This is a genomic window from Microbacterium sp. (assembly GCF_003248605.1).
Classification (GTDB): domain Bacteria; phylum Actinomycetota; class Actinomycetes; order Actinomycetales; family Microbacteriaceae; genus Microbacterium.
This window is the reverse complement of record NZ_QFPF01000030.1, coordinates 1-24,809: the sequence shown is the minus strand read 5'-3', so window position 1 is coordinate 24,809 and position 24,809 is coordinate 1. Positions and strand designations below refer to the sequence as shown.

The 24,809-nt window shown below is 71.1% G+C and carries 24 protein-coding genes and 1 pseudogene; 24 read left to right on the top strand and 1 reads right to left on the bottom strand.

Annotated elements, in window-relative coordinates:
* Positions 1-21 precede the first annotated feature (21 nt).
* The 11 genes from DI573_RS06205 to DI573_RS06155 all read left to right on the top strand — a co-directional run bounded on the left by DI573_RS06205 (position 22) and on the right by DI573_RS06155 (position 14,012).
* Positions 22-1,314, top strand: coding sequence for a dihydroorotase (locus DI573_RS06205; protein WP_292811842.1), 1,293 nt, complete (start codon positions 22-24; stop codon positions 1,312-1,314).
* The gene (locus tag DI573_RS06200; protein WP_292811800.1) at positions 1,311-1,832 is read left to right on the top strand and encodes a hypothetical protein; all 522 of its coding nucleotides are present in this window, start codon (positions 1,311-1,313) and stop codon (positions 1,830-1,832) included. Before DI573_RS06205 ends, DI573_RS06200 begins: the two co-directional genes overlap by 4 nt.
* Entirely contained in the window at positions 1,829-2,983 is a 1,155-nt protein-coding gene (gene carA, locus DI573_RS06195) for a glutamine-hydrolyzing carbamoyl-phosphate synthase small subunit (RefSeq protein WP_292811797.1), read from the top strand. Before DI573_RS06200 ends, carA begins: the two co-directional genes overlap by 4 nt.
* Entirely contained in the window at positions 2,983-6,270 is a 3,288-nt protein-coding gene (gene carB, locus DI573_RS06190; protein WP_292811795.1) for a carbamoyl-phosphate synthase large subunit, read from the top strand. The genes carA and carB overlap by 1 nt, the downstream gene beginning before the upstream one ends.
* Positions 6,267-7,130: an orotidine-5'-phosphate decarboxylase gene (gene pyrF, locus DI573_RS06185; protein WP_292811792.1), complete on the top strand. Its 864-nt coding sequence runs from the start codon at positions 6,267-6,269 to the stop codon at positions 7,128-7,130. Before carB ends, pyrF begins: the two co-directional genes overlap by 4 nt.
* A 25-nt stretch (positions 7,131-7,155) precedes the next feature.
* Entirely contained in the window at positions 7,156-8,061 is a 906-nt protein-coding gene (gmk, locus tag DI573_RS06180) for a guanylate kinase (protein WP_292811840.1), read from the top strand.
* Positions 8,062-8,150: 89 nt separating this feature from the next.
* Positions 8,151-8,423, top strand: coding sequence for a DNA-directed RNA polymerase subunit omega (gene rpoZ / locus DI573_RS06175; RefSeq protein ID WP_292811789.1), 273 nt, complete (start codon positions 8,151-8,153; stop codon positions 8,421-8,423).
* Positions 8,424-8,501: 78 nt separating this feature from the next.
* Positions 8,502-9,695: a methionine adenosyltransferase gene (metK, locus tag DI573_RS06170; RefSeq protein WP_292811787.1), complete on the top strand. Its 1,194-nt coding sequence runs from the start codon at positions 8,502-8,504 to the stop codon at positions 9,693-9,695.
* A gap of 2 nt (positions 9,696-9,697) precedes the next feature.
* The gene (locus DI573_RS06165) at positions 9,698-11,710 is read left to right on the top strand and encodes a primosomal protein N' (protein ID WP_292811785.1); all 2,013 of its coding nucleotides are present in this window, start codon (positions 9,698-9,700) and stop codon (positions 11,708-11,710) included.
* A gap of 11 nt (positions 11,711-11,721) precedes the next feature.
* Positions 11,722-12,642, top strand: a complete 921-nt coding sequence (gene fmt / locus DI573_RS06160; protein ID WP_292811782.1) for a methionyl-tRNA formyltransferase — start codon at positions 11,722-11,724, stop codon at positions 12,640-12,642.
* Complete coding sequence (locus tag DI573_RS06155) at positions 12,639-14,012, top strand: transcription antitermination factor NusB (protein ID WP_292811780.1); 1,374 nt, start codon at positions 12,639-12,641, stop codon at positions 14,010-14,012. The genes fmt and DI573_RS06155 overlap by 4 nt, the downstream gene beginning before the upstream one ends.
* A 21-nt stretch (positions 14,013-14,033) precedes the next feature.
* On the opposite strand, the gene glsA is transcribed toward DI573_RS06155, so the two are convergent.
* Complete coding sequence (gene glsA, locus DI573_RS06150) at positions 14,034-15,203, bottom strand: glutaminase A (RefSeq protein ID WP_292811778.1); 1,170 nt, start codon at positions 15,201-15,203, stop codon at positions 14,034-14,036.
* Positions 15,204-15,229: 26 nt separating this feature from the next.
* On the opposite strand from glsA, the gene rpe reads away from it, so the two are divergent.
* The 13 genes and pseudogenes from rpe to DI573_RS06085 form a co-directional block, all read left to right on the top strand.
* Positions 15,230-15,895: a ribulose-phosphate 3-epimerase gene (gene rpe / locus DI573_RS06145; protein WP_292811776.1), complete on the top strand. Its 666-nt coding sequence runs from the start codon at positions 15,230-15,232 to the stop codon at positions 15,893-15,895.
* An 18-nt stretch (positions 15,896-15,913) separates the two neighbouring features.
* Positions 15,914-16,468 carry a hypothetical protein gene (locus tag DI573_RS06140; protein WP_292811773.1) on the top strand — a complete coding sequence of 185 codons (555 nt, stop codon included), beginning with the start codon at positions 15,914-15,916 and terminating at the stop codon, positions 16,466-16,468.
* A gap of 53 nt (positions 16,469-16,521) precedes the next feature.
* A complete protein-coding gene (locus tag DI573_RS06135) occupies positions 16,522-16,785 on the top strand; it encodes a phosphoribosyl-ATP diphosphatase (RefSeq protein ID WP_292811771.1) in 264 nt (87 codons plus the stop codon).
* A 43-nt stretch (positions 16,786-16,828) separates the two neighbouring features.
* Positions 16,829-17,671 carry an ATP phosphoribosyltransferase gene (gene hisG / locus DI573_RS06130; RefSeq protein WP_292811769.1) on the top strand — a complete coding sequence of 281 codons (843 nt, stop codon included), beginning with the start codon at positions 16,829-16,831 and terminating at the stop codon, positions 17,669-17,671.
* A gap of 2 nt (positions 17,672-17,673) precedes the next feature.
* On the top strand, positions 17,674-18,438 hold the full coding sequence (gene hisF / locus DI573_RS06125; protein WP_292811767.1) for an imidazole glycerol phosphate synthase subunit HisF: 765 nt from the start codon (positions 17,674-17,676) through the stop codon (positions 18,436-18,438).
* Positions 18,435-18,824, top strand: coding sequence for a phosphoribosyl-AMP cyclohydrolase (hisI, locus tag DI573_RS06120; protein ID WP_292811765.1), 390 nt, complete (start codon positions 18,435-18,437; stop codon positions 18,822-18,824). The genes hisF and hisI overlap by 4 nt, the downstream gene beginning before the upstream one ends.
* A complete protein-coding gene (locus DI573_RS06115; RefSeq protein WP_292811763.1) occupies positions 18,821-19,429 on the top strand; it encodes a Trp biosynthesis-associated membrane protein in 609 nt (202 codons plus the stop codon). Before hisI ends, DI573_RS06115 begins: the two co-directional genes overlap by 4 nt.
* An 88-nt stretch (positions 19,430-19,517) precedes the next feature.
* A complete protein-coding gene (locus tag DI573_RS06110; RefSeq protein ID WP_292811760.1) occupies positions 19,518-19,748 on the top strand; it encodes a DUF6704 family protein in 231 nt (76 codons plus the stop codon).
* A gap of 2 nt (positions 19,749-19,750) precedes the next feature.
* Positions 19,751-20,560: an indole-3-glycerol phosphate synthase TrpC gene (gene trpC / locus DI573_RS06105; RefSeq protein WP_292811758.1), complete on the top strand. Its 810-nt coding sequence runs from the start codon at positions 19,751-19,753 to the stop codon at positions 20,558-20,560.
* Positions 20,557-21,807, top strand: a complete 1,251-nt coding sequence (trpB, locus tag DI573_RS06100; RefSeq protein WP_292811756.1) for a tryptophan synthase subunit beta — start codon at positions 20,557-20,559, stop codon at positions 21,805-21,807. The genes trpC and trpB overlap by 4 nt, the downstream gene beginning before the upstream one ends.
* A complete protein-coding gene (trpA, locus tag DI573_RS06095) occupies positions 21,804-22,610 on the top strand; it encodes a tryptophan synthase subunit alpha (protein WP_292811754.1) in 807 nt (268 codons plus the stop codon). The genes trpB and trpA overlap by 4 nt, the downstream gene beginning before the upstream one ends.
* Before the next feature lie 10 nt (positions 22,611-22,620).
* On the top strand, positions 22,621-23,622 hold the full coding sequence (gene lgt, locus DI573_RS06090) for a prolipoprotein diacylglyceryl transferase (RefSeq protein ID WP_292811751.1): 1,002 nt from the start codon (positions 22,621-22,623) through the stop codon (positions 23,620-23,622).
* Positions 23,623-23,675: 53 nt separating this feature from the next.
* Positions 23,676-24,809, top strand: a pseudogene (locus DI573_RS06085) (glutamate synthase subunit alpha); the annotation flags it as partial.

The window sequence follows — 24,809 nt, the reverse complement described above, 5'->3', positions numbered from 1 at the left end:
GCGTCCCCGGCGCCCGGGACGATGCTGATCACGGGCGCACGGATCGAGGGCGGCGCCGCCGCCGACATCCTGATCGAGAACGGCAGGATCGCGGAGGTGGGCACGGGACTCAGCCGTGCCGGGGCGACCCGGATCGACGCCGACGGACTCGTTGCGCTGCGCGGTCTCGTCGACCTGCACACGCACCTGCGCGAGCCCGGATACGAGGCCTCCGAGACGATCCTCACCGGCACACGCGCCGCGGCCGCGGGCGGCTTCACCGCGGTCTTCGCGATGCCCAACACGTCGCCGGTCGCCGACACGGCGGGTGTGGTCGAGCAGGAGCTCGCCCTCGGCGAGGCTGCGGGATACGCGACGGTGCAGCCCATCGGCGCGGTCACCGTGGGTCAGAAGGGCGAGCGTCTCGCCGAACTCGGCGCGATGGCGGACTCGCGCGCACGCGTGCGCGTCTTCAGCGACGACGGCTTCTGCGTCCACGACCCGCTGATCATGCGCCGCGCGCTCGAGTACGTCAAGGCGTTCGGTGGGGTCATCGCCCAGCACGCGCAGGATCCGCGTCTCACCGAGGGCGCGCAGATGAACGAGGGCACGGTGTCGGCCGAGCTCGGGCTCGCCGGCTGGCCGGCCGTCGCCGAAGAGTCGATCATCGCCCGCGACGTGCTGCTCGCCGAACACGTGGGATCCCGTCTGCACGTGTGTCATCTCTCCACCGCCGGATCCGTCGACATCATCCGCTGGGCGAAGAAGCGCGGCATCGACGTGACGGCCGAGGTCACCCCGCACCACCTGCTGCTGACGGACGAGCTCGTGCGCGGATACGACGCCCGCTACAAGGTCAATCCGCCGCTGCGTCGCGAAGAGGACGTGCTCGCCGTGCGCGAGGGGCTGGCTGACGGAACGATCGACATCGTCGCGACCGACCACGCCCCGCACCCCGCCGAGCACAAGACGTGCGAGTGGGCGGCGGCCGCGAACGGCATGGTGGGCCTCGAGAGCGCCCTGCGGGTCGTCCACGAGGCGATGGTCGAGACCGGTCTGCTCGGGTGGGACGATGTGGCGCGCGTCATGTCCGAGTCGCCCGCGCGCATCGGGTCGCTGTCCGGGCACGGCACGCCGATCGCCGCCGGTCAGCCCGCCGAGCTCACGCTCTACGATCCTTCGGCGCGCGCGTCGTTCACCCGGACCGACCTGCGCGGCCGCAGCGTGAACTCGCCCTATCTCGAACGAGACCTGCCCGGTCGTGTCCTCTGGACCATCCACCGGGGCGCGGCGGTGCTCGCCGACGGCGCGCTCGTCGAGGGGGTCTCCCGATGACCCGCGAGGGCGCGATCGCCGTCATGATCGCGCTCGCCGTCGCCCTCCTTGCGCTGATGGCCTGGGGCTGGTGGCGTCGCACCCGCCGTGACAGCTCGCTCGCCGCGCCGACGGATGTTCCCGCGGATGCTGTCGTGACAGCATCCTTCTCGGGACTCTACGTCGCCACCACGCACCACGACGCGCCGCTGGAGCGTCTCGCGGTGCGCCATCTCGCGTACCGCGGCCGCTGCCTCATCGACGTCACGACGCGGGGTGTGCTGCTGCGCATCACGGGCGAGCCCGATGTGTTCGTCGATCGCGCGTCCATCGTCGGCGTCGGGCGTGCGACGTGGACGATCGACCGTGTCGTCGAGCGCGACGGTCTTGTGGTCCTCTCGTGGCGCCTCGACACCGCCACCGTCGCCGACTCCTACCTCCGGCTGCAGGGCGGCGACCCCGACGCCCTCGTGCACGCCATCGACCCGCTGCGGCCCTCGGCCGCGACTCCCGCCACACCGACAGGAAACGACGCATGACCGCGCTCATCTCCACCGACCCCGCCGTGCTCGTCCTCGAGGACGGCACCCGTCACACCGGACGCGCCTACGGCGCGCGAGGCACCACGCTCGGCGAGGTCGTCTTCGCCACCGGCATGACCGGCTACCAGGAGACACTCACCGATCCCTCGTACGCGGGACAGATCGTGCTGCAGACGGCCCCCCACATCGGCAACACCGGCATGAACGACGAGGACACCGAGTCGCGCCGGGTGTGGGTCGCCGGATACATCGTCCGGGACCCCTCGCGCATCGTGTCCAACTGGCGCTCGCAAGAGTCCCTCGATGACACGCTCGAGCGCGACGGCATCGTCGGGATCTCAGGGATCGACACGCGCGCGGTCACCCGCCGCATCCGCTCGTCGGGCAGCATGCGCGGGGCGATCTTCTCCGGCGACGCCGCGGGCATCGACCCGGAGGAGCAGCTGCGCCTCGTGCGCGAGGCGCCGGCGATGACCGGCCGCAACCTGTCGGCCGACGTCTCGGTCACGGTCGCCGAGGTCACGCCCGCCCGGGGCGAACGTCTGGGCAACCTCGCCGTGCTCGACCTCGGGGTCAAGCAGGCCACGATCGACAATCTCGCGGCGCGCGGCTTCGAGGTGCACGTGCTGCCGCAGGACGTCACGATCGAGCAGCTGCGCGCGATCGAGCCTGTCGCGGTGTTCTACTCCAACGGCCCGGGCGACCCGGCCGCCTCCGAGCACCACGTCGAGCTCCTGCGCGCCGTGCTCGATGAGCGCCTGCCGTTCTTCGGCATCTGCTTCGGCAATCAGCTCGGCACCTACAAACTGCCCTTCGGTCACCGGGGCATCAACCAGCCCGTGCTCGACAAGCAGACCGGCCGGGTCGAGATCACGGCGCACAACCACGGCTTCGCGGTCGAGGCGCCGCTCGAGGGCGCGTTCGCCAGTCCGCACGGATACGGCCAGGTCGAGGTCAGCCACATCGGTTTGAACGACCGCGTCGTCGAGGGTCTGCGCGCGCTCGACATCCCGGCCTTCAGCGTGCAGTACCACCCCGAGGCGGCGGCCGGCCCGCACGACGCCAACTATCTCTTCGACCGGTTCCGCGACATGGTCATCGCGGCCCTTCGACAAGCTCAGGGACCGACAGTGAAGGACAACAACTGATGCCCAAGCGCGACGACATCCAGAGCGTCCTCGTCATCGGATCCGGCCCGATCGTCATCGGCCAGGCCTGCGAGTTCGACTATTCGGGCACGCAGGCGTGCCGCGTGCTGCGCGAAGAGGGGGTGCGTGTCATCCTCGTCAACTCGAACCCGGCGACCATCATGACCGACCCCGATTTCGCGGACGCCACCTACATCGAGCCGATCACGTGGCAGGTCATCGAGACCATCATCGCCAAGGAGAAGCCGGATGCCATCCTGCAGACCCTCGGCGGTCAGACGGCGCTGAACGCCGCGATCCAGCTGCACAACCACGGGATCCTCGAGAAGTACGACGTCGAACTGATCGGCGCGAACTTCGAAGCCATCAACAAGGGCGAGGACCGTCAGATCTTCAAGGAGCTGGTGCTGGAGGCGGGGGCGGATGTCGCGGCCAGCCGCATCTGCACGTCCATGGACGAAGTTCTCGCCGGCGCGGAAGAGCTCGGCTACCCCCTGGTCGTGCGGCCCTCGTTCACGATGGGCGGACTCGGGTCGGGGTTCGCGTACGACGAGCGGGATCTCCGCCGGATCGCCGGCGCGGGGCTGCGCGACTCACCCACCCACGAGGTGCTGCTCGAGGAGTCGATCCTCGGCTGGAAGGAGTACGAGCTCGAGCTCATGCGCGACACCGCCGACAACACGGTCGTCGTCTGCTCGATCGAGAACGTCGACCCGGTCGGTGTGCACACCGGTGACTCGATCACGGTCGCGCCGGCCCTCACACTGACCGATCGCGAGTACCAGAAGCTGCGGGACATCGGCATCGACATCATCCGCGCCGTGGGAGTGGACACGGGTGGGTGCAACATCCAGTTCGCCGTCGACCCCGCGACCGGCCGCATCATCGTCATCGAGATGAACCCGCGTGTCTCGCGCTCGTCGGCTCTCGCGTCGAAGGCCACGGGCTTTCCGATCGCCAAGATCGCCGCCAAGCTCGCGATCGGGTACCGGCTCGATGAGATCCCGAACGACATCACGAAGGTGACGCCCGCGAGCTTCGAGCCGACCCTCGACTACGTCGTGGTCAAGGTGCCGCGGTTCGCGTTCGAGAAGTTCCCCGCCGCCGACACCACGCTGACGACCACGATGAAGAGCGTCGGCGAGGCGATGGCGATCGGCCGCAACTACGCCACCGCGCTGCAGAAGGCGCTCCGCTCGCTCGAGAAGCGGGGGTCGAGCTTCCACTGGGGAGACGAGCCGCGCTCGGTCGACGAGCTGCTCGAGGTCTCGAAGACCCCGACCGATGGTCGCATCGTCGTGCTGCAGCAGGCGATGCGCAAGGGCGCGAGCATCGAGCAGGCCTTCGAGGCTACGGCGATCGACCCGTGGTTCCTCGACCAGATCGCGCTCATCAACGAGGTCGCCGAGTTCGTGCGCGGCGCCGCAGAACTCGACGCCGCCACCCTCCGCGTCGCGAAGGAGCACGGCTTCTCGGACGCCCAGATCGCCCAGCTGCGGGGTCTGGACGAGGCCGAGGTGCGCGGCATCCGCCACGGGCTGGGTCTGCGACCGGTCTTCAAGACGGTCGACACCTGTGCGGGGGAGTTCCCGGCGCTCACGCCCTACCACTACTCCAGCTACGACCTCGAGACCGAGGTGACGGCGTCCGAACGCACCAAGGTCGTCATCATCGGCTCCGGGCCCAACCGCATCGGCCAGGGTGTCGAGTTCGACTACTCGTGTGTCCACGCGTCGTTCGCGCTCTCCGACGCCGGGTACGAGACCATCATGGTCAACTGCAACCCCGAGACCGTGTCGACCGACTACGACACCTCCGACCGCCTGTACTTCGAGCCGCTGACCCTCGAGGACGTGCTCGAGGTGCTGCACGCCGAGGCGGCCTCGGGCGAGATCCTCGGCGTCGTGTGCCAGCTCGGCGGACAGACGCCGCTCGGGCTCGCCAAGGGCATCGAGGATGCCGGCTACCGCATCCTCGGCACGAGCCCCGCGGCGATCGATCTGGCCGAGGAGCGCGGGCTGTTCAGCGGGATCCTCGACGGGGCGGGCCTCATCGCGCCGCGCCACGACACCGCCACCGACGTGGAGGGCGCGGTCGCGGTCGCCGAGGACATCGGATACCCCGTGCTCGTGCGCCCGAGCTTCGTGCTCGGCGGCCGTGGCATGGAGATCGTGTACGACACGCCGAGCCTGCGCGACTACTTCGTGCGCACCGCGGGGGAGGTGATCGTCGGCCCCGGCATGCCGCTGCTGGTCGACCGCTTCCTCGACGACGCGATCGAGATCGACGTCGATGCGCTGTTCGACGGCTCCGAGCTCTACATCGGCGGCGTGATGGAGCACATAGAGGAGGCCGGCATCCACTCGGGCGACTCCGCCTGCACACTGCCGCCGATCTCGCTCGGGCGCTCGGAGATCGACCGCGTGCGCGAGGCCACGCTCGCCATCGCCCGCGGCGTCGGCGTTCGCGGCCTGCTGAACGTGCAGTTCGCCATCAGCGCCGGCGTGCTCTACGTCATCGAGGCCAACCCCCGTGCGAGCCGCACCGTGCCGTTCGTCTCCAAGGCGCTCGGCATCCCGCTCGCGAAGGCCGCGGCTCGGGTCATGGTCGGCGCCTCGATCGCCGAGCTGAAGGACGAGGGTCTTCTGCCCGCTGCCGACGGGTCGCGCGTGCCGCTGGACTCGCCGGTATCGGTGAAGGAGGCGGTGCTGCCGTTCAAGCGCTTCCGCACCAAGGAAGGTCACATCGTGGACTCGGTGCTCGGCCCCGAGATGCGCTCGACGGGCGAGGTGATGGGCATCGATCGCGACTTCCCGCGCGCGTTCGCCAAGAGCCAGGAGGCCGCCTACGGGGGGATGCCGCTCTCGGGCACCGTGTTCATCTCGGTCGCCGACAGCGACAAGCGCGCCGTGATCCTGCCGGCGCACCGGCTGCAGCAGCTCGGGTTCGACATCGCTGCCACCGAGGGCACCGCCGAGATCCTCGCCCGCAACGGGATCGCGGTGCGCGTGGTCGAGAAGTACAGCGCGACCCAGGAGTCGGGCGCCGAGAACATCGTCGACCTCATCAATGCGGGCAGCATCGACATCATCGTGAACACGCCCAGTGGGCGCTCGGCGCGCGCCGACGGCTACGAGATCCGAGCCGCCGCGGTGGCCGCCGACAAGGCGCTGTTCACGACGATCGCGGTACTCGGCGCAGCCGTGAGCGCGATGGACGCGGTCCGCGACGGGTTCGACGTCAAGAGCCTGCAGGAGTACGCCGCCGACCGCGCGGTGCGCGCGTGAGCGACACCGCCTCGGGGTTCGGGCAGCGGCTGCGCGAGAGCGTGGCCGTGACCGGGCGCCTCTGCGTCGGCATCGATCCGCACGAGGGCCTGCTGGACGCCTGGGGGCTGCCCGTCACGGCGGAGGGCGTGCGCGCGTTCGGCCTGCGCGTCGTCGAGGCTTGCGCCGGGCGGGCGGGCATCGTCAAGCCGCAGGTGTCCTTCTTCGAGCGCTTCGGGTCGGCGGGCTACGCGGCCCTCGAAGAGGTGATCGCCGCGGCCCGCGCCGCCGGACTCATCGTGATCGCCGACGCCAAGCGCGGTGACATCGGTACGACGATGGACGCGTACGCCCGCGCATGGCTGAGCCCGGGATCCGCCCTCGAAGTCGACGCGGTCACCCTCAGCCCGTACCTCGGCGTCGGTTCGCTGCAGGACACGCTGGTGTTCGCGCTCGCCCACGGCAAGGGCGCTTTCATCCTGGCCGCGACGAGCAACCCCGAGGCCGCCGTACTCCAGAGTGCCCGCACGACGGATGCTGCCACATCGCGCTCGGTGGCCGCGTCGGTCGTCGCCGAGGTCTCGGCGTTCAACGCCCGGACCGGCGCTCCGGGGGAGTGGGCCAGCGCCGGCTTCGTCATCGGCGCGACGGTGGACCGCGCCGCGGTCGGACTTGACGCTACGATCGAGCCCATCGCCCCGATCCTCGCTCCGGGCTTCGGTCACCAGGGCGCCCGCCCCGAGGACCTCCTCGCGATCTTCGGGGCGCTTGCGCCCGCGGTGATCGTCAGCGAGAGCCGGAGCATCCTCTCCGCCGGTCCCGACGGCATGGAGCAGGCGATCGACGACAGGCGGGGCGTGAAAGGAATGATCGGTGGCTGAGGGCGAGCTCCAGGGCAACGACAGGGTGGCCGGTCGTCCCCCCGAGGTCGATCGTGCGGCCGCGTCGCGTCGCGCCGTCGCCGCGCGACGCGCCCGCGCCGCGCTCAAGCGGGACGTCACGACCCGCGTCATCACGCCTCAGGAGCTCCTGCGACGCGCGTGGGCCGACACCGACTCGCCGGCGGCCGCGATGCGGGTGCCCGATTTCCTCACCAGCATCCCGGCCATCGGCGCGGGCAAGCGCGACCGCATCCTCGAATCCCTCCGGATCTCGCCCGTCAAGCGGCTGGGCGGCCTCGGCTCGCGACAGCGCGTGGATCTTGCGGCCTTCCTCGACGAGCGCCTTCCCGAGCCCGAGCCCCGTCCCGGGCGCAGCAGTCTCGTCGTGCTCGCAGGCCCCACGGCCGTCGGCAAGGGCACCGTCGCGGCGCACATCAAGGAGCACCACCCCGAGATGCTCCTCTCGGTCTCGGCCACCACCCGGCCGCCGCGCCCCGGCGAGGTCGAGGGCGTGCACTACTTCTTCGTCGACGACGCCGAGTTCGATCGCTTGGTGCGCGAGGACGAGCTGCTGGAGCACGCGACGGTGCACAACCGGCACCGCTACGGCACGCCGCGCGCTCCGATCGAGGCCGCCGTCGGCGAGGGCCGCAGCGTGCTGCTCGAGATCGACATCCAGGGCGCCCGCCAGGTGCGCACCCGCGAGCCGGATGCCACGCTCGTCTTCCTCCTCCCGCCCAGCTGGGACGAACTGGTGCAGCGACTCATCGGCCGCGGCACCGAGGACGCCGAGGAACGCTCTCGCCGCCTGCGCACCGCGAAGCGCGAACTCGCGGCCCAGAGCGAGTTCGATTTCCGTGTCGTGAACGACGACGTCGCCCGCGCGGCACGCGAGGTCGTAGAATTGGTCGAGGCGCCCGCGCGCTCCTAGCCGCGCGACCCGCACGATCCCGCCGCAGCCCGCACCCGCGGGCGGTCGCGCCACCGACGATCATCCGTCGCCAACGAGAGGATTCCGCCATGGCCGGAACGAACCAGGGCATCATCGAGCCCCCCATCGACTCCCTGCTGCAGAAGAAGGATGCCGAGGGCGGTGCGCTCTCGAAGTACCAGCTCGTGATCTTCGCGTCCAAGCGCGCGCGCCAGATCAACGACTACTACTCCGACCTGCACGAAGGAAACCTCTTCGACAACGTCGGCCCGCTCGTCGACTCGTCCGTCGAGGACAAGCCGCTGACGATCGCGCTGCACGAGATCAACGAAGACAAGCTCCGCCTGCGCGCCGGCGACTGAGGCCGCATCCACGCTCTCCCGCGCCGTGTCGGCGGCGGGGGGCATACTGATGCGCGTTCACCCCCGACTGGAGCACCGATGAGCGATCTGCGCCTGTTCACGTCCGAGTCCGTCACCGAGGGCCACCCCGACAAGATCTGCGACCAGATCTCCGACAGCATCCTCGATGGCATCCTCTCGGAGGATCCGCGGGGTCGTGTGGCCGTCGAGACCCTCGTCACGACGGGACTCGTCCACGTCGCGGGCGAGGTGTCGACCTCGGCGTACGTCGAGATCCCGGCGATCGTGCGCGACGTGGTCAACCGCATCGGATACACCTCGAGCGAGACGGGCTTCGACGGTGACTCGTGCGGCGTCAGCGTGTCGATCGGCGCGCAGTCCTCCGACATCGCCGCGGGTGTCAACCGCGCGTTCGAGCAGCGCGAGCAGCGCTCGCTGGATCCCCACGACGAACAGGGTGCGGGCGATCAGGGCATCATGTTCGGCTACGCCACCACCGAGACGCCGCAGCTGATGCCGATGGCCAGCCACACGGCGCACCGCATGGCCGAACGCCTCGCCGCCGCCCGCCGCGACGGTACGCTCCCGTTCCTGCGTCCCGACGGCAAGACCCAGGTGACGCTCGGTTTCGATGGCAGCGTGCCCAAGACGGTGGACTCGGTTGTGCTCTCGACGCAGCACCACCCGGACATCTCGCAGGATGAGCTGCGCGCTCTGGTCCGGAGCGAGGTCATCGACCCGGTCCTCGAGAGCACCGGCCTGGACCTTCCCGAGGTGAAGTACTACATCAACCCGGCCGGGCCGTTCCTCGTCGGCGGTCCCAAGGGCGACGCGGGCCTCACCGGCCGCAAGATCATCATCGACACCTACGGTGGGGCCGCACGACACGGAGGCGGCGCCTTCAGCGGAAAAGACCCCTCCAAGGTCGACCGCTCCGCCGCCTACGCCATGCGTTGGGTGGCCAAGAACGCCGTCGCCGCGGGGCTCGCGGAGCGCATCGAGGTGCAAGTCGCCTATGCGATCGGCAAGGCCCGCCCCGTGGGCGTGTACGTCGAGACCTTCGGCACCGGCGCGGTGTCCGACGACACGATCACCCGCGCGATCGCGCAGGTGTTCGACCTGCGGCCCGCGGCGATCATCGAGCGACTCGACCTGCTCCGGCCGATCTACGCGCAGACCGCGGCCTACGGGCACTTCGGCCGCGAGCTGCCCGACTTCACGTGGGAGCGCGTCGACCGCGTCGAAGAGCTGCGCGCCGCCGCCGGGATCTGAGCATGCGCACCGCGCCCGTGGCGCGCGTGCTGCTGGATGCCCCGCTTCCACAGCTGGACAGGCTGCTCGACTACGCCATCCCCGCCGCGCTGGAGGGCGACGTCGTCCCGGGCGTGCGGGTGCGGGTTCCGCTGCGCACCGCCGGTCGCGTCGTCGACGCCTATGTCGTCGAACTCGGCGAGGCGGTCGATCCCGACCGCCCGCTGTCCGAGATCGACGAGGTCGTCTCCGCCGTCCGCGTCCTGCCGCGCCCGCTCTACGACCTCGCGCGTCGGGTGTCGGACCGGGCCGCGGGCTCGGCGTCCGACATCCTGCGCCTCGCGATCCCCAAGCGCCAGGTGCGCGTCGAGAAGACCTGGCTCGCGCGCGCGGATGCCGTCGAACCCGCGGCACCGACGGCGGAGCAGATCGCCGGGGCCGAGCAGATGCTCGATGTCTATCCCGGCCTCGGCGACGCACTCCAGGGCGGCGAGCGCATCGCCCTCGATGCACCGCCGCGGCCCGGCACCACCGCCACGGGCGAGCAGGCGGCCGCGTGGGCTCTGCTGCTCGCCGCTGCGGCCGCGCGCGTGCTCGCGGGCGGCCGCAGCGCCGTGCTGGTGGCCCCCGATCACCGAGATCTCGATCAGCTCGACCGAGCTCTCGCACCGCTGATCCCCGCGGACGCGCTGGTGCGAGTGGATGCCGCACGCACCGGCGCCGAACGTTATCGGGGCTTTCTGCGTACGCTCGAGCCCGCGCCGAGCGTCGTCTTCGGCAACCGCTCGGCGGTCTACGCCCCCGTGAGCCGGCTCGGGATGCTGGCGGTCTGGGACGACGGCGATCCGCTGCTCGACGAACCGCTGGCGCCCTACGTCCACGCGAGGGACGCCGCCCTCGTCCGTCAGGAGCTCGAGGGTGGCGCCCTCGTCTTCGCCGGCCACACCCGCACCACCGACGTCGAGAGGCTCGTCGCGGTGGGTTGGGTGCGCGATGTCGGCCCGCGCAGGCGCGAGAGTCCGCGCGTCGTGCTGAGCGCGGCCAGGGAGGGGGAGCGACCCGGTGTGCGCGTTCCGTCCGCCGCCTTCGCGGCCGCGCGCGAGGCGCTCGCCCACGGACCCGTGCTCATCCAGGTGGCGCGACCCGGCTACTCGCCCGTCCTCGTCTGCGGGGACTGCCGTCAGGCTGCGCGCTGTCTGCACTGCGCGGGTCCCCTCCACACCGCGGCCCGGGGTCGCGCTCCCGAGTGCCGCTGGTGCGGACGCGCCGCGGTCGCGTGGCGATGCGGGCATTGCCAGGGCGAGAAGCTCCGGCTGGCATCCGCGGGCTCCACGCGCACCGCCGACGAGTTCGGTCGCGCCTTTCCCGGCGTGCGGGTGATCGTCGCGGACGGCGATCACCCCGTCTTGCACGTCGATGCCCGCCCGGCCCTGATCATCGCCACGAGAGGCGCCGAGCCCGTGGCCGACGGCGGTTACCGCGCCGTGGTGCTCCTCGACGGAGACCGGATGCTCATGGCCGATGCGCTCCGCATCGGCGAGTCGTGCCTGCGCTGGTGGTCCAACGCGGCCGCCCTGGCGGCGCCGGGGGCGCCCGTGCACCTCGTGGGAGTCGCCGGCCAGGTCGCGCGTGCGCTCGCGACGTGGAACCAGGCGGCCTACGCGCGCGCCGAGTTGGCCTCGCGTGCGCCTCTGCGCATGCCGCCGACTGCGCGCGTGGCGGCGGTCGAGGGCGATGTGGACGCCGTCGAACGCGCTCTCGAGCAGCTGCGCACCGAGGTCGAGCTGCCCGAGGGCACCGTGGTCGGCCCGGTCGCCGTCGAACCGCCCGACCGACCCCGTGGTCGCGCCGCGACACGCCCGGGACCCGCAGCCCGGGCGCTCGTCCTCTTCGATTACGCACACGGCGCGGACGTCACCGCGAGCCTGCGCGCCTCGGTGGTGCAGGCGGCTCTGCGCACCCGACGGCCCGCGAGGGGCGGGGCGCCGCGCAATACACTCAGAGTGCGGGTCGATGTGCCCGACCCCGAGCTCTAGAAGGAGACGCCATGCGGCTCGTCTTCGCCGGCACCCCCGATGCGGCGGTTCCCGCACTGAAGGTGCTGACAGCATCCGGCCACGACATCGCGCTGGTGGTCTCGCGTCCCGACGCGCCGAAGGGCCGCAGACGGACGCTGACGCCCTCGCCGGTATCCCGCGCCGCGGACGAGCTCGGCATCCCCGTGCTCAAGACCGCACGGCTGGATGAGGCGGCCACCGAGGCGATCGCCGCGGTCGGTGCCGACCTGGGGGTGATCGTCGCCTACGGCGGCCTCGTCCGCGAGCCGCTGCTGAGTGCACCGGCGCGGGGCTGGATCAACCTGCACTTCTCCCTGCTGCCGCGCTGGCGGGGCGCTGCGCCGGTGCAGCACGCACTCATCAACGGCGACGACGTCACCGGTGCCGCCGTCTTCCAACTGGTGCCCGAGCTCGACGCCGGCGACGTCTTCGAGGCCCGGGAGTACGTCGTGCCTCCCGAGGCGAGCGCCGGTGACGTGCTGACCGACCTGGCGGGCCTGGGGGCCGAGCTGCTGCGCGATGTCGTGGTCGGCATCGAGGACGGCAGCGCGCGGGCCACACCACAGACCGGCGAAGCGTCGCTCGCACCCAAACTCGACCTCGACGACGCACGGATCCGCTGGGCGGATCCCGCGCCGGCGGTGCTCGACCGGGTGCGCGGCACGACGCCCGAGCCCGGAGCCTTCACCACCGTGAACGGCACGCGACTGAAGGTCCTCGCGGCGCGCGCGCACGGCGCCGAGGTCATCCTGCGGCCCGGGGAGTTCGCAGCGGCCGGGCGCAGCGTGCTCGTCGGCACCGGCACGACCGCGATCAGCCTCGATCGGGTGCAGCCGGCGGGCCGCTCCGAGATGTCGGGCGGCGACTGGTGGCGCGGTCTGCGGGTACCCGAGCTGTTGGCCGAGGGATGAGCGTCCAGCCCGCGCGACGCGTCGCCTACGAGACCCTGCGCGCCGTCACCGATTCCGACGCCTACGCGAATCTGCTGCTGCCGAGCGCGATCGTCCGCGCGGGGCTGAAGACCGCCGATGCCGCGTTGGCGACCGAGCTCACCTACGGCACCCTGCGCCGGCGGGGGTACTACGACGCCGTCATCGCACTGGCGGCGAGGCGCCCCGTGACGGCGATCGACCCGCCGGTGCTCGAGGCACTGAGATTGACCGTCCACCAGCTGCTGTCGACACGGATCGCGTCGCACGCCGCGGTGCACGAGGGCGTGGAGCTCGTGCGTGCGCACGCCGGCCGAGGCGCCACCGGATTCGCCAACGGCGTGCTGCGGAGCATCGCCCGGGAGGATCCCGGCACCTGGCGCACCCGCGTGCTCGCGACCGCGAAGAACGACATCGACAGGCTCGCGCTCGCTCACGCCCACCCGCCCTGGATCGTGCGCGCGTTCCGCCGCGCGCTGATCGCGGAAGGACGCGGCGACGAACTGGAAGCGCTGCTGGCGGCCGACAACGTCTCGCCCGCCGTGACGATGGCGGCCCTGCCGGGGCTCGCGGAGCCGCCCGCCGGCTCCGTCCACACACCGTACTCGCCGATCGGATTCCGCAGTGCCGGCGGCGATCCGGAGCCGATCGTGACGGCATCCGGCGGGATCCTGCGCGTGCAGGACGAGGGGTCGCAGCTCGCGGCGCTCGCGCTGTCCCGCGTCGAGGCCGCGCACAGCGGCGAGAGATGGCTCGATCTGTGCGCCGGGCCGGGCGGCAAGACGGCCGTGCTCGCCGCCGAGGCGCTGGCCGTCGGCGCCACGCTCGATGCGAACGAGATCTCGCCCGCTCGCGCGGGCCTCGTGCGCCGGGCGGTCGCGGGGGTGCCCCTCGACGTCGAGGTCAGCGAAGCGGACGGCCGGGAGCGGGGCGCGGCCGCCGCCGGCACCTACGACCGCGTGCTCGTCGACGCTCCCTGCACGGGTCTGGGCGCGCTGCGGCGGCGTCCCGAAGCTCGGTGGCGCAAGCAGCCGGCGGACGTCGTGCCGCTGACCGATCTGCAGACCGAGCTGTTCGACGCGGGCGTGGCCGCGCTGCGGCCGGGCGGCGTGATGGCATACGTGACCTGTTCGCCGCACCTCGCCGAGACCGCCGCGATCGTCTCCGAGGGCCTGCGCCGCGCGGGCGGCAGCGTCGAGGCGATCGACACGCGGGCGGTCCTGGCACAGGTCGTGCGCGAACCGCTCGATCTCGGCGACCCGCGCGACTCATCCCTGCATGCCCAGCTCTGGCCGCACCGGCACGGCACCGATGCGATGTTCATCCAGCTTGTTCGCAGGGTCGCGGACTGAGCGGGCCCGGCCGGCGTCGGCTCACTGCGTGAAGTGCAGTCGCCCGCCCTCCGTCTCCAGCTGGGCGCGCAGCACCGAAAGCGCCGCAGGGTGCGCGCGAGCCAGCGCGCTCGCATCGACGAGGACATCGGACTCCGAGTCCGCGCCGGTGAGATCGCGCAGCACGCCCACCACCCGTGCGGCACCGCTGAAGGCCAGCTCGCCGCCGAGGTGGACGATCACTGCGCCGTCGGTGCGCTCGATGCGGATGCCGGGTTCGGCGATGCTCTCGTGGGGCTCGAACACGTGCATGCCGAACTCCTCCGACAGCCGCTCCAGCACGCGGATGCCGCGCACGCTGTTGCCGTGACGGTCCAGGCGCGGGCTGAAGGTCGCGACGCCGAACTGAGAGGGGGCGATGGCCATCAGGTCGCCGCTCACACCGCTCTTGGCCGGCATGCCGACGCGCAGCATCCACTCGCCCGAGTAGTCGTACATACCGCAGCTGGCCATCACCGAGACGACGTCGCGTGCGACCGCCTCGCGCACCACGCGCTCCCCGGTCACGGGGTTCACGCCGCCGAACGCGAGGGTCGCCGCCATGACCGACAGGTCGCGCACCGTGACGAGGATCGAGCACTGCCGGAAGTAGGTCTCGACGACCGTGGTGACGTCGCCGTCGATGATGCCGTGCGAGCGCAGCAGGTGCGCGAGGGCACGGTTGCGATGACCCGTCTCGGACTCGCCGAGGTACACCTCCTCGTCGATGCTCAGCGACCGACCCGCGAAGCGCGAGAGGGTGTCCCGCAGGGTCGATGAGCGCTCCGCCGCGGACCCCTCTGCCGCGAGGCCCGACGTCGCGATGGCGCCGGCGTTGACCATGGGATTGGCGGGGCGCCCGGTGCCGGCCTCGAGACTGATCGCGTTGAAGGGCTCCCCGCTGGGTTCGACGCCCACGCGCGCGAACACGGCGTCGCGCCCGAGCCGTTCGAGGGCGAGAGCGAGGACGAACGGCTTCGACACCGACTGGATCGTGAAGGCCACCTCGTCGTCGCCGACGGAGAAGACGTGGCCGCGCGGACCGACGACCGCGAACGCGAGTCGATCGGGCGGCGCCGCGGCGAGCTGGGGGATGTAGTCGGCGACGGCGCCGGAGGTGTCCTCGCGGACCTCCTGCAGCACGGCCTCGAGCATGGGGGCGATCGGGTCCACGCCCCGACCCTAGCGATAATGGGGGAGTGCCGACGCCCCGCATCAACCCCAGCATCCTCGCCGCCGATTTCGTGAACATCCAGGCGGAGCTCGCCCGCATCGCGGCCGCGGACTTCGTGCACGTCGACGTGATGGACAACCACTTCGTGCCCAATCTCACCTTCGGACCGCAGATGGTCGAGCGTATCCAGGCGACGACCCCCGTGCCCCTGGATGTGCACCTCATGATCGACGACCCCGAACGGTGGGCGCCCGGCTATGCCGAGATCGGCGCGGCGTCCGTGACCTTTCACCTCGAGGCCGCCGCATCGCCGGTGGCACTCGCCCGGCGTCTGCGCGAGATCGGCGCGCGCGCGGGCGTGGCCGTCAAGCCCGGCACGCCCGTGGAAGGGCTGCTCGAGGTGCTCGACGAATTCGACCAGATCCTCGTGATGACCGTCGAGCCGGGGTTCGGCGGGCAGTCCTTCATGCCCGAGACGATGCCCAAGCTGCGCGCGCTGGCCGACGAGGCCCGGCGCCGGGGCTCCGCGGTCTGGCTGCAGGTCGACGGCGGCATCGGAGAGTCGACGATCGCGCAGGCGGCCGAGGCCGGTGCCGACACCTTCGTCGCGGGCTCCGCGGTGTTCGGCGCGTCGGATCCTGCGGCCGCCATCGCGGCGTTGCGCGCGGGTGCCGCAAGGCACGCCCACTGAGTCGGTAGGGTCGTGCGCATGAGCGCGCCGTCCCCCGACCCGCAGCCCGCACGCGTCGTCTCCTCCCGCGCGGCGAGGCTCACGCGACCCGCGCGGGTCGTGCTCGATGCCTACAGCGGCGAACACGGCATCTACGGGGTCGTGCTGGTCACCGCCCTCATCGCCGTGGCGGCCGAGGAGGACACCGACCTCGACGTCCTCCTCTTCGTCGTCGGCACGGTGTTCGTCTTCTGGCTCTGCCACGTCTACGCCGCCGTCGTCGCGAGTCGATCCCCGACGCACGGGCGGGGAGAGAGCGTGGGAACCGCGATCCGCTCGGGCGCACGCCACGCGTCGGGGATGCTGCTCGCGATGCTCGTGCCCGCCGTCCTCCTCGGTTTCGGCGTCGCCGGCCTCGTCGACGAGTGGACCGCATACCTCCTCGCGCTCGGCAGCGGCGTCGTCCTGCTCGCGCTCATCGGTTACGCCAACGCCGCCCGCAACCGCAGCCCGTGGTACTGGCGGATCCTCGGTGTGCTCGCCACCACGGGTCTCGGGCTGATCGTCATCCTCCTCAGCATCCTCACCCACTGACCGCGCAGGCCCGAGCGACGCACGCGCCCGGATCGAGCCGGTAACCTGGCAGGGTGAAGACTTTCGACGAGCTGTTCGCGGAGCTCGCGGCCAAGGCCGCGGAGCGCCCCGAGGGATCGGGAACCGTCGCCCAGCTCGATCGAGGGGTGCACGCGATCGGCAAGAAGATCGTCGAAGAGGCGGCCGAGGTCTGGATGGCGGCCGAGTACGAGTCGCAGGAGGCGACGGCCGAAGAGGTCTCGCAGTTGCTGTACCACCTGCAGGTGCTCATGCTCGCGAAGGGCCTCTCGCCCGCCGACGTCTACCGACATCTCTGACGCGCCCCGTCCCCCCGACATCCGAACCGAAAGCACCGCCGACATGCTGCGCATCGCCGTGCCCAACAAGGGCTCGCTCGCCGAAACCGCCGCCGAGATGCTCGCCGAGGCCGGGTACACCGGCCGCCGCGACTCCAAGGATCTGCACGTCATCGACCCGCAGAACGACGTCGAGTTCTTCTACCTCCGCCCCCGGGACATCGCCACCTACGTCGGCTCCGGCGCGCTCGATGTCGGCATCACCGGCCGCGATCTGCTGCTGGATGTGCGCGGACGCGCACGCGAGATCGAGGCGCTCGGCTTCGGCGACTCGACCTTCCGCTTCGCCGGCCCTCCCGGCCGTTTCACCGACCTCTCCGACCTCGAGGGGCTGCGCGTCGCCTCGGCCTACCCCGGCCTCGTCGACGGATTCCTCGACGAGCACGGCGTCGCGGTCGACCTGGTGCCGCTCGACGGCGCGGTCGAATCCGCCGTCCGTCTGGGCGTTGCGGATGCCGTCGCCGACGTCGTGTCGACCGGCACGACGCTTCGTCAGGCAGGGCTCGAGATCTTCGGCCCTGTCATCCTGCAGTCCGAGGCGGTGCTGATCGGCGGCCCCAACCAGGACGCGGACGGCGCCCAGACGCTCCTGCGCCGGCTGCGCGGCGTCATGGTCGCGCGCCGATACGTGCTGGTCGACTACGACCTGCCCGCCGCGCTCATCGACGACGCCGTCGCGCTCGCCCCCGGCATCGAGTCGCCGACGATCTCTCCGCTGCGCGACCCCGAATGGGTCGCCGTGCGCGTGATGGTCGCCCGGAAGGGTGTGAACCGCGTGATGGACTCCCTCTACGCGATCGGCGCCCGCGCGATCCTCGTCACCGCCATCCACGCCGCGAGGCTGTGATCATGAGCCTCGTGTGTCGCGTCATCCCGTGTCTGGACGTTGCCGCCGGGCGCGTGGTGAAGGGCGTGAACTTCGAGAACCTGCGCGACATGGGCGATCCCGTCGAACTCGCGAAGCTGTACTTCGATCAGGGCGCCGACGAGATCACGTTCCTCGATGTCACCGCCACTGTCGATGAGCGGGCGACGACGTACGACGTCGTGCGGCGCACGGCCGAGCAGGTCTTCATCCCCCTGACCGTGGGAGGGGGAGTGCGCACCGCCGACGACGTGGCACGTCTGCTGTCGGTGGGCGCCGACAAGATCGGGGTCAATTCCGCCGCGATCGCCCGCCCCGCGCTGCTGGACGAGATCGCCGACCGCTTCGGTGCCCAGGTCCTCGTGCTCTCGCTCGATGTCAAGCGCTCGCCCGACACCGAGTCCGGATTCGTCGTCACCACCCACGGCGGACGCACGGCGACCACTCTGGACGCCCTCGCCTGGGCCCGCGAGGCCATCGAGCGCGGCGCCGGCGAACTGCTGGTGAACTCCATCGACGCCGACGGGACGAAGGCGGGCTTCGATCTCGAGCTCGTCGCGCTGATGCGCGAGGTCTCCAGCGTCCCTGTCATCGCCTCCGGGGGTGCCGGTGCGGTCGGCGATTTCGCCCCGGCCATCCGCGCGGGTGCGGACGCCGTGCTCGCGGCCAGCGTGTTCCACTCGGGGCAGCTGACCGTCGGCGACGTCAAGGCGGCGCTGAGCGCCGACGGGATCGAGGTGCGCGCATGACCGATTCGACAGCATCCGACGGCGACGACGTCGAGGCGCGCATCGCCCGGGTCGTCTTCGGGGAGGGGGGGCTTGCTCCCGCCATCGTGCAGCAGCACGACACGGGCGAAGTCCTCATGCTCGCGTGGATGGATGCCGAGGCCCTGCGCCGAACACTCACCAGCGGCCGCGTCACGTACTGGTCGCGGTCGCGCGGCGAGTACTGGCGCAAGGGCGACACTTCGGGCCACGTGCAGCTCGTGCGCGGAGCCCGGCTCGACTGCGACGGCGACGCCCTCCTGATCAGCGTCGAGCAGGTCGGTGCCGCCTGTCACACCGGCGACCGCACCTGTTTCGACGCGGACGACCTGCACCCGGTGACCCGCATGCCGGCGGCGAACGCGTGAAGGGTGCGCGTCGGGGTCGCACCACCGCGATCCTCGCGATTCTGGCCACCGGCGCGATGCTGCTCATCGCATCGACGCAGACCTGGGTGAGCGTCTCGCTGCGCGAGAGCCCGGATGCCGCGCTCGAGGTCGCGGGTGCCGCCGCGGTGCCGGTTCTCGCGCCGCTCGCGCTGGCGGCCCTCGCCGTCGGAGGTGCACTTTCGATCGCCGGCCGGGTGCTCGGCACGATCTTCGGCGCGCTGGCGCTCGCGCTCGGCATCCTGCTCGTGATCCTGATCGCCCCCGTCGCCGTCGATCCTCCGATCGGCACCGTGGCGGCGACGGTGACGGAGGCCACCGGAATCGCCGGGGAGCCCGCGATCGCCCAGCTCGTCGCGTCGATCAGCGCGGGTGTGTGGCCCGCGATCGCGCTCGTCTGCGCCGTGGTACTGGCCGGCGCCGGCGGCGTCGTGCTCGCCACGGCGCACCGCTGGCGTGCCTCCGGACGCCGGTACCGCACGGACTCACCGCGCTCTGCGCCCGCCCCCGGCGCGGAGGACGCCGGGACGCTCGACGCCATCGACTCGTGGGACGACCTGAGCCACGGCACCGATCCCACCCGCTGATCGGATCGTGCATCGGCGAGGTGCGGCAGGCGCGCGGCAGCGCGGCATCGCCCGATAGACTGAAGCGGTTGTCGATCGAAGGAGTCCCATGAGCAACGACATCGCCGACCCCGGTCACGGACACTCGCCCGCCGCCTGGACCGCCGTCGTCATCATGCTCGTCGCCGTCACCATCGGCACGGTGGCCTATTTCTTCGATCTTCCCTGGCTGGTCTGGGCCTCGGCCGGGCTGCTGGTCGTCGGAGCTCTCGTGGGCTGGATCATGGCGCGCGCGGGCTACGGCGTGGGCGGCTCCAAGTACACGCCGAAAGAGCACTGAGCATGCTCGCCGACCTCATGGCCGGCGCCGTCGAGGATTCCCGCACCCGCGAGGCGAGTCGTTCGCTCGCACACGTCGAGCGCGCCGCCCTCGCACAGCCGCCCGCCCGTGACGCCCTCGAAGCCCTCGCCCCCGCCGACATCGTGCGCATCATCGCCGAGGTCAAGCGCGCGAGCCCCTCGCGCGGCGATCTCGCCGACATCCCCGACCCCGCGCATCAGGCGGGACTCTACGAGCGGGGCGGGGCGAGCGCCATCAGCGTGCTGACCGAGCAGCGCCGGTTCAAAGGCAGCCTCGCCGACCTCGAGGCGGTGCGGTCCGCAGTATCGCTGCCCGTGCTTCGGAAAGACTTCATCGCGACGCCGTATCAGGTGGTCGAAGCGCGCGCGGCCGGCGCGGACCTCGTCCTTCTGATCGTCGCCGCGCTCGATCAGCCCACGCTCGAGCGGCTGCACGCTCTGATCCTCGATCTCGGAATGACTCCTCTGGTGGAGGCGCACTCCGCCGACGAGGTCGACCGGGCCGCGCAGCTGGGCGCTCGCGTGATCGGTGTCAACGCCCGCGATCTCTCGACGTTCCAGCTCGATCGCGACCTGTTCGGACGCCTCGCGGAGCGCATTCCCGCGGGCGCGATCAAGGTCGCCGAGTCCGCCGTGCTGCGCCCGGAGGACGTGGCGCACTACCGACGAGCCGGCGCCGACGTGGTGCTGGTGGGGGAGGCCCTCGTGACCAACGACCCGATCGCCACGCTCCGGGATTTCCTGGCGGCGACAGAGCGCGATGCGCTCCGCGACCAGGGAGCGACCGCGTGAGCCTGCGCGAGGCCAGCGGTCCCTTCTTCGGCGAGTTCGGCGGGCGGTTCATGCCCGAGTCGCTCATCGCCGCGATCGACGAGCTGACCGCCGTGTACGAGGCGGCCATGGCCGACCCGGCCTTCGGCGCCGAGTTCGCGCGCCTCCTGCACTCATACGCAGGCCGCCCCTCGGCTCTCACCGAGGTACCGCGGTTCGCCGCGCACGCGGGCGGCGCCCGCATCTTCCTCAAGCGCGAGGATCTCAACCACACCGGGTCCCACAAGATCAACAACGTGCTCGGCCAGGCCCTGCTCACGCAGCGGCTGGGCAAGACCCGCGTCATCGCCGAGACCGGCGCAGGTCAGCACGGCGTCGCCACGGCCACGGCCGCGGCGCTCTTCGGTTTCGAGTGCACGATCTACATGGGCGAGGTCGACACGCAGCGCCAGGCACTGAACGTCGCGCGGATGCGTTTGCTGGGCGCAGAGGTCGTGCCGGTGACCACCGGCTCGCGCACCCTCAAGGACGCGATCAACGAGGCCTACCGAGACTGGGTGGCCAGCGTCGAGACGACCAACTACATCTTCGGCACCGCGGCGGGTCCGCACCCGTTCCCCGCGATGGTCCGTGATTTCCAGAAGGTCATCGGGGACGAAGCCCGAGCGCAGCTGCTCGACGAGGTGGGCAGACTGCCCGACGCGGTCGTCGCCTGCGTGGGCGGCGGATCCAACGCGATCGGCATGTTCGATGCCTTCCTCGACGACGCGCAGGTGCGCCTGTACGGCGTCGAGGCGGCCGGCGACGGCGTGGACACGCCGCGCCATGCCGCGTCCATCGGGCGCGGACGGCCGGGTGTGCTGCACGGTGCGAAGACCTTCGTGCTGCAGGACGAGGACGGGCAGACGATCGAATCCCACTCGATCTCGGCAGGACTGGACTACCCCGGTGTGGGCCCCGAACACGCGTGGCTTGCTTCGATCGGTCGCGCCGACTACATCCCCGCGACCGATGACGAGGCGATGCAGGCGCTGCGCCTGCTGTCCGAGACCGAGGGCATCATCCCCGCGATCGAGTCCGCCCACGCGCTCGCCGGCGCCCTGCGGATCGGGCGCGAGCTGGGTCCCGACGCGCTCATCGCGGTGAACCTCTCCGGCCGGGGCGACAAGGACATGGACACCGCCGCGAGGTATTTCGGACTGTACGACGACGGGGATGCCGATCCCGGCCCCGCGGACGCCGCCAGGGGCGAAGGACAGAAGCTGTGACGTCGCCCGTCGAGGCGGCGATCGCCAAGGCCGAAGCCGAAGGGCGGGGGGCCTTCATCGGCTACCTCCCGATCGGGTATCCCGACCTGCAGACGAGCATCGACGCCGCCGTCGCCCTCGCGGAGGCAGGCGCCGACATCCTCGAACTGGGCCCTCCGTACAGCGACCCCGTCATGGACGGTCCGGTCATCCAGGAGGCCACCGTCGCGGCCCTCGCGAACGGCTTCCGACTGCGCGACCTCTTTCCCGCGATCCGTGAGATCACGAGTCGGGTGGACGTGCCCGTGCTCGTGATGACCTATTGGAACCCGGTGTGGCAGTACGGCGTCGATCGGTACGCCGATGACCTGGCCGCCGCCGGCGGGGCCGGTCTGATCACGCCCGACATCACGCCCGAGGCGGCCGGAGAGTGGATCGCCGCGAGCACCCGCACGGGACTGGACCGTGTGTTCCTTGCCGCACCGACGTCGAGCGATGACCGCCTCGACCTCGTCGTGAAGAACTCGACGGGCTTCGTCTACACCGTCTCGACGATGGGCATCACCGGCGAGCGCGCGGAACTCGACGCCGCCGCGCGCACGCTCGTCGGCCGTCTCCGAGATCGCGGCGCGACACGCGCGTGCGTCGGCATCGGCATCTCGACCCCGGATCAGGTGGCGGGCGTGCTCGACTACGCCGACGGGGCGATCGTGGGAACGGCTCTCGTGCGTGCGCTGCGCGATGGCGGAGTGCCGCGCCTGGCCCGGGTGGCCCGCGACCTCGCCGCGGGCACGCGCCGAGGAACAGCCGTCGCGGCTGACTAGACTCGCAGGCATGCCCTTCGCGTTTCCGCACGACCTGACGAGCGCCACCACCCAGGTCTTGGCCAGCATCCCGAGCCCCTCGGTCAGCTACATCGACATCGGGCCGCTGCGCATCCACTTCTACGCCCTGTGCATCATCGCGGGCATCATCGCGGCGACCCTGATCACGAATCACCGGCTCACCAAGCGCGGAGCCGAGCCCTGGGTCGTGCTCGATGTCGCCCTGCCCGCCGTCGTGCTCGCGATCATCGGCGCGCGCATCTACCACGTGCTCACCCACCCGGGGTTCTACTTCGGCGAGGGCACCAACATCTGGGCGGTCTTCTTCATCTGGGAGGGCGGAATAGCCATCTACGGCGCCCTCATGGGCGGCGCTGTGGGAGCGTGGCTCGGATGCCGCTGGACGGGCATCCGGTTCTGGTCGTTCGCCGACGCCCTGGCGCCCGGTCTGCTGCTCGCACAGGCCATGGGACGCTTCGGCAACTGGTTCAACCAGGAGCTCTTCGGGCTGCCCACCGATCTGCCGTGGGGCCTCGAGATCGACGCCGACAACACCGCCTTCCCCCCGGGGCTCGCACCCGACACCCTCTTCCACCCCACCTTCCTGTACGAGGTGATCTGGAACGTGGCGGGCGTGATCGTGCTGTTCTGGGCCGGGCGCGGGCTGCGTATGCAGTGGGGGCGCCTGTTCGGCCTGTACCTCGTGTGGTACGGCGCGGGGCGCATCGTGTGGGAGTCGATCCGCATCGATCCCAGCGAGATCTTCCTCGGCATCCGCACCAACGTCTGGGCTGCCATCGCCGGCGTCGTGTTCGGCCTCATCATCATCTTCGTGCAGAAGCGCCGCCACCCGGGGCGCGAGCCCGGCCCCTACAGCGACGGCCGAGAGTGGTCGCCGACGGGGGAGGGGGTACAATCGCAGGACACCACGGAGTTCGTGGACGTGAGCGAACCGCCCGCGAACGAACCGAAGAGCGGGGCAACGGCCACAAGCACAGTCGCCGCGAAGTAACGCAGCCGGGCCGACGTCGTCCCATGTAGAAACACCCAGTGAGGACGGTTGAAATGGCCGCGAGCCCTCTTATCGGCGACCGCAGCTCCCTCCCCGCGAAGCAGGGCATGTACAACCCCGCGTTCGAGAAGGACGCGTGTGGTCTGGCCATGGTCGCGACGCTGCGCGGAACGCCCGGTCACGACATCGTCGACCTGGCGCTGACGGCGCTGCGCAATCTCGAGCACCGCGGGGCCATCGGCTCCGACGCGGGAACCGGAGATGGCGCGGGAATCCTGACGCAGATTCCGGATGCCTTCCTCCGGGCCGTCGTCGAGTTCGATCTTCCGCCCGTCGGCGAGTACGCCGTCGGCATGGCGTTCCTGCCCCTCGACGATGACGAGCGCATCGCTCTGAAGAACGGTGTCGAGAAGATCGCGGCGAGCGAGAACCTCGTCGTGCTCGGGTGGCGCGAGGTGCCCACCGACGAGAGCAACCTCGGCAAGCTGGCGCATGCCGCCCGCCCCGCATTCGAGCAGCTCTTCGTCTCGCGTCCCGCCTCCGGATCGGCGCCGGCGCTCTCGGGCATCGAGCTCGACCGCCGTGTGTACCGTCTGCGCAAGCGCGCGCGCCGCGAACTCGACGCCTACTTCGTCTCGCTCTCGTGCCGCACCCTCGGCTACAAGGGCATGGTCACGACGCTGCAGCTGGAGCCCTTCTACCCGGACCTGCAGGACGAGCGGTTCGCATCCGAGCTCGCGGTCGTGCACTCGCGCTACTCGACCAAAACGTTCCCGTCGTGGCCGCTCGCGCAGCCCTTGCGCATGCTCGCACACAATGGCGAGATCAACACGGTCAACGGCAACCGCAACTGGATGCGTGCCCGCCAGTCGCAGCTCGAGTCCCAGCTGCTCGGCGACGTCAAGCCTCTGCTGCCGATCTGCACGCCCGGCTCGAGCGACTCCGCATCGTTCGACGAGGTGCTCGAGCTGCTGACGCTGACGGGGCGCAGCCTGCCGCACGCCATCATGATGATGGTGCCCGAGGCGTACGAGAAGCAGCCCGACATCGACCCCAAGCTGCGCGCATTCTACGAGTACCACTCCATGCAGATGGAGCCCTGGGACGGCCCCGCCGCGCTGATCTTCACGGACGGCACGCTCGTGGGCGCGACGCTCGACCGCAACGGGCTGCGCCCCGGGCGCTGG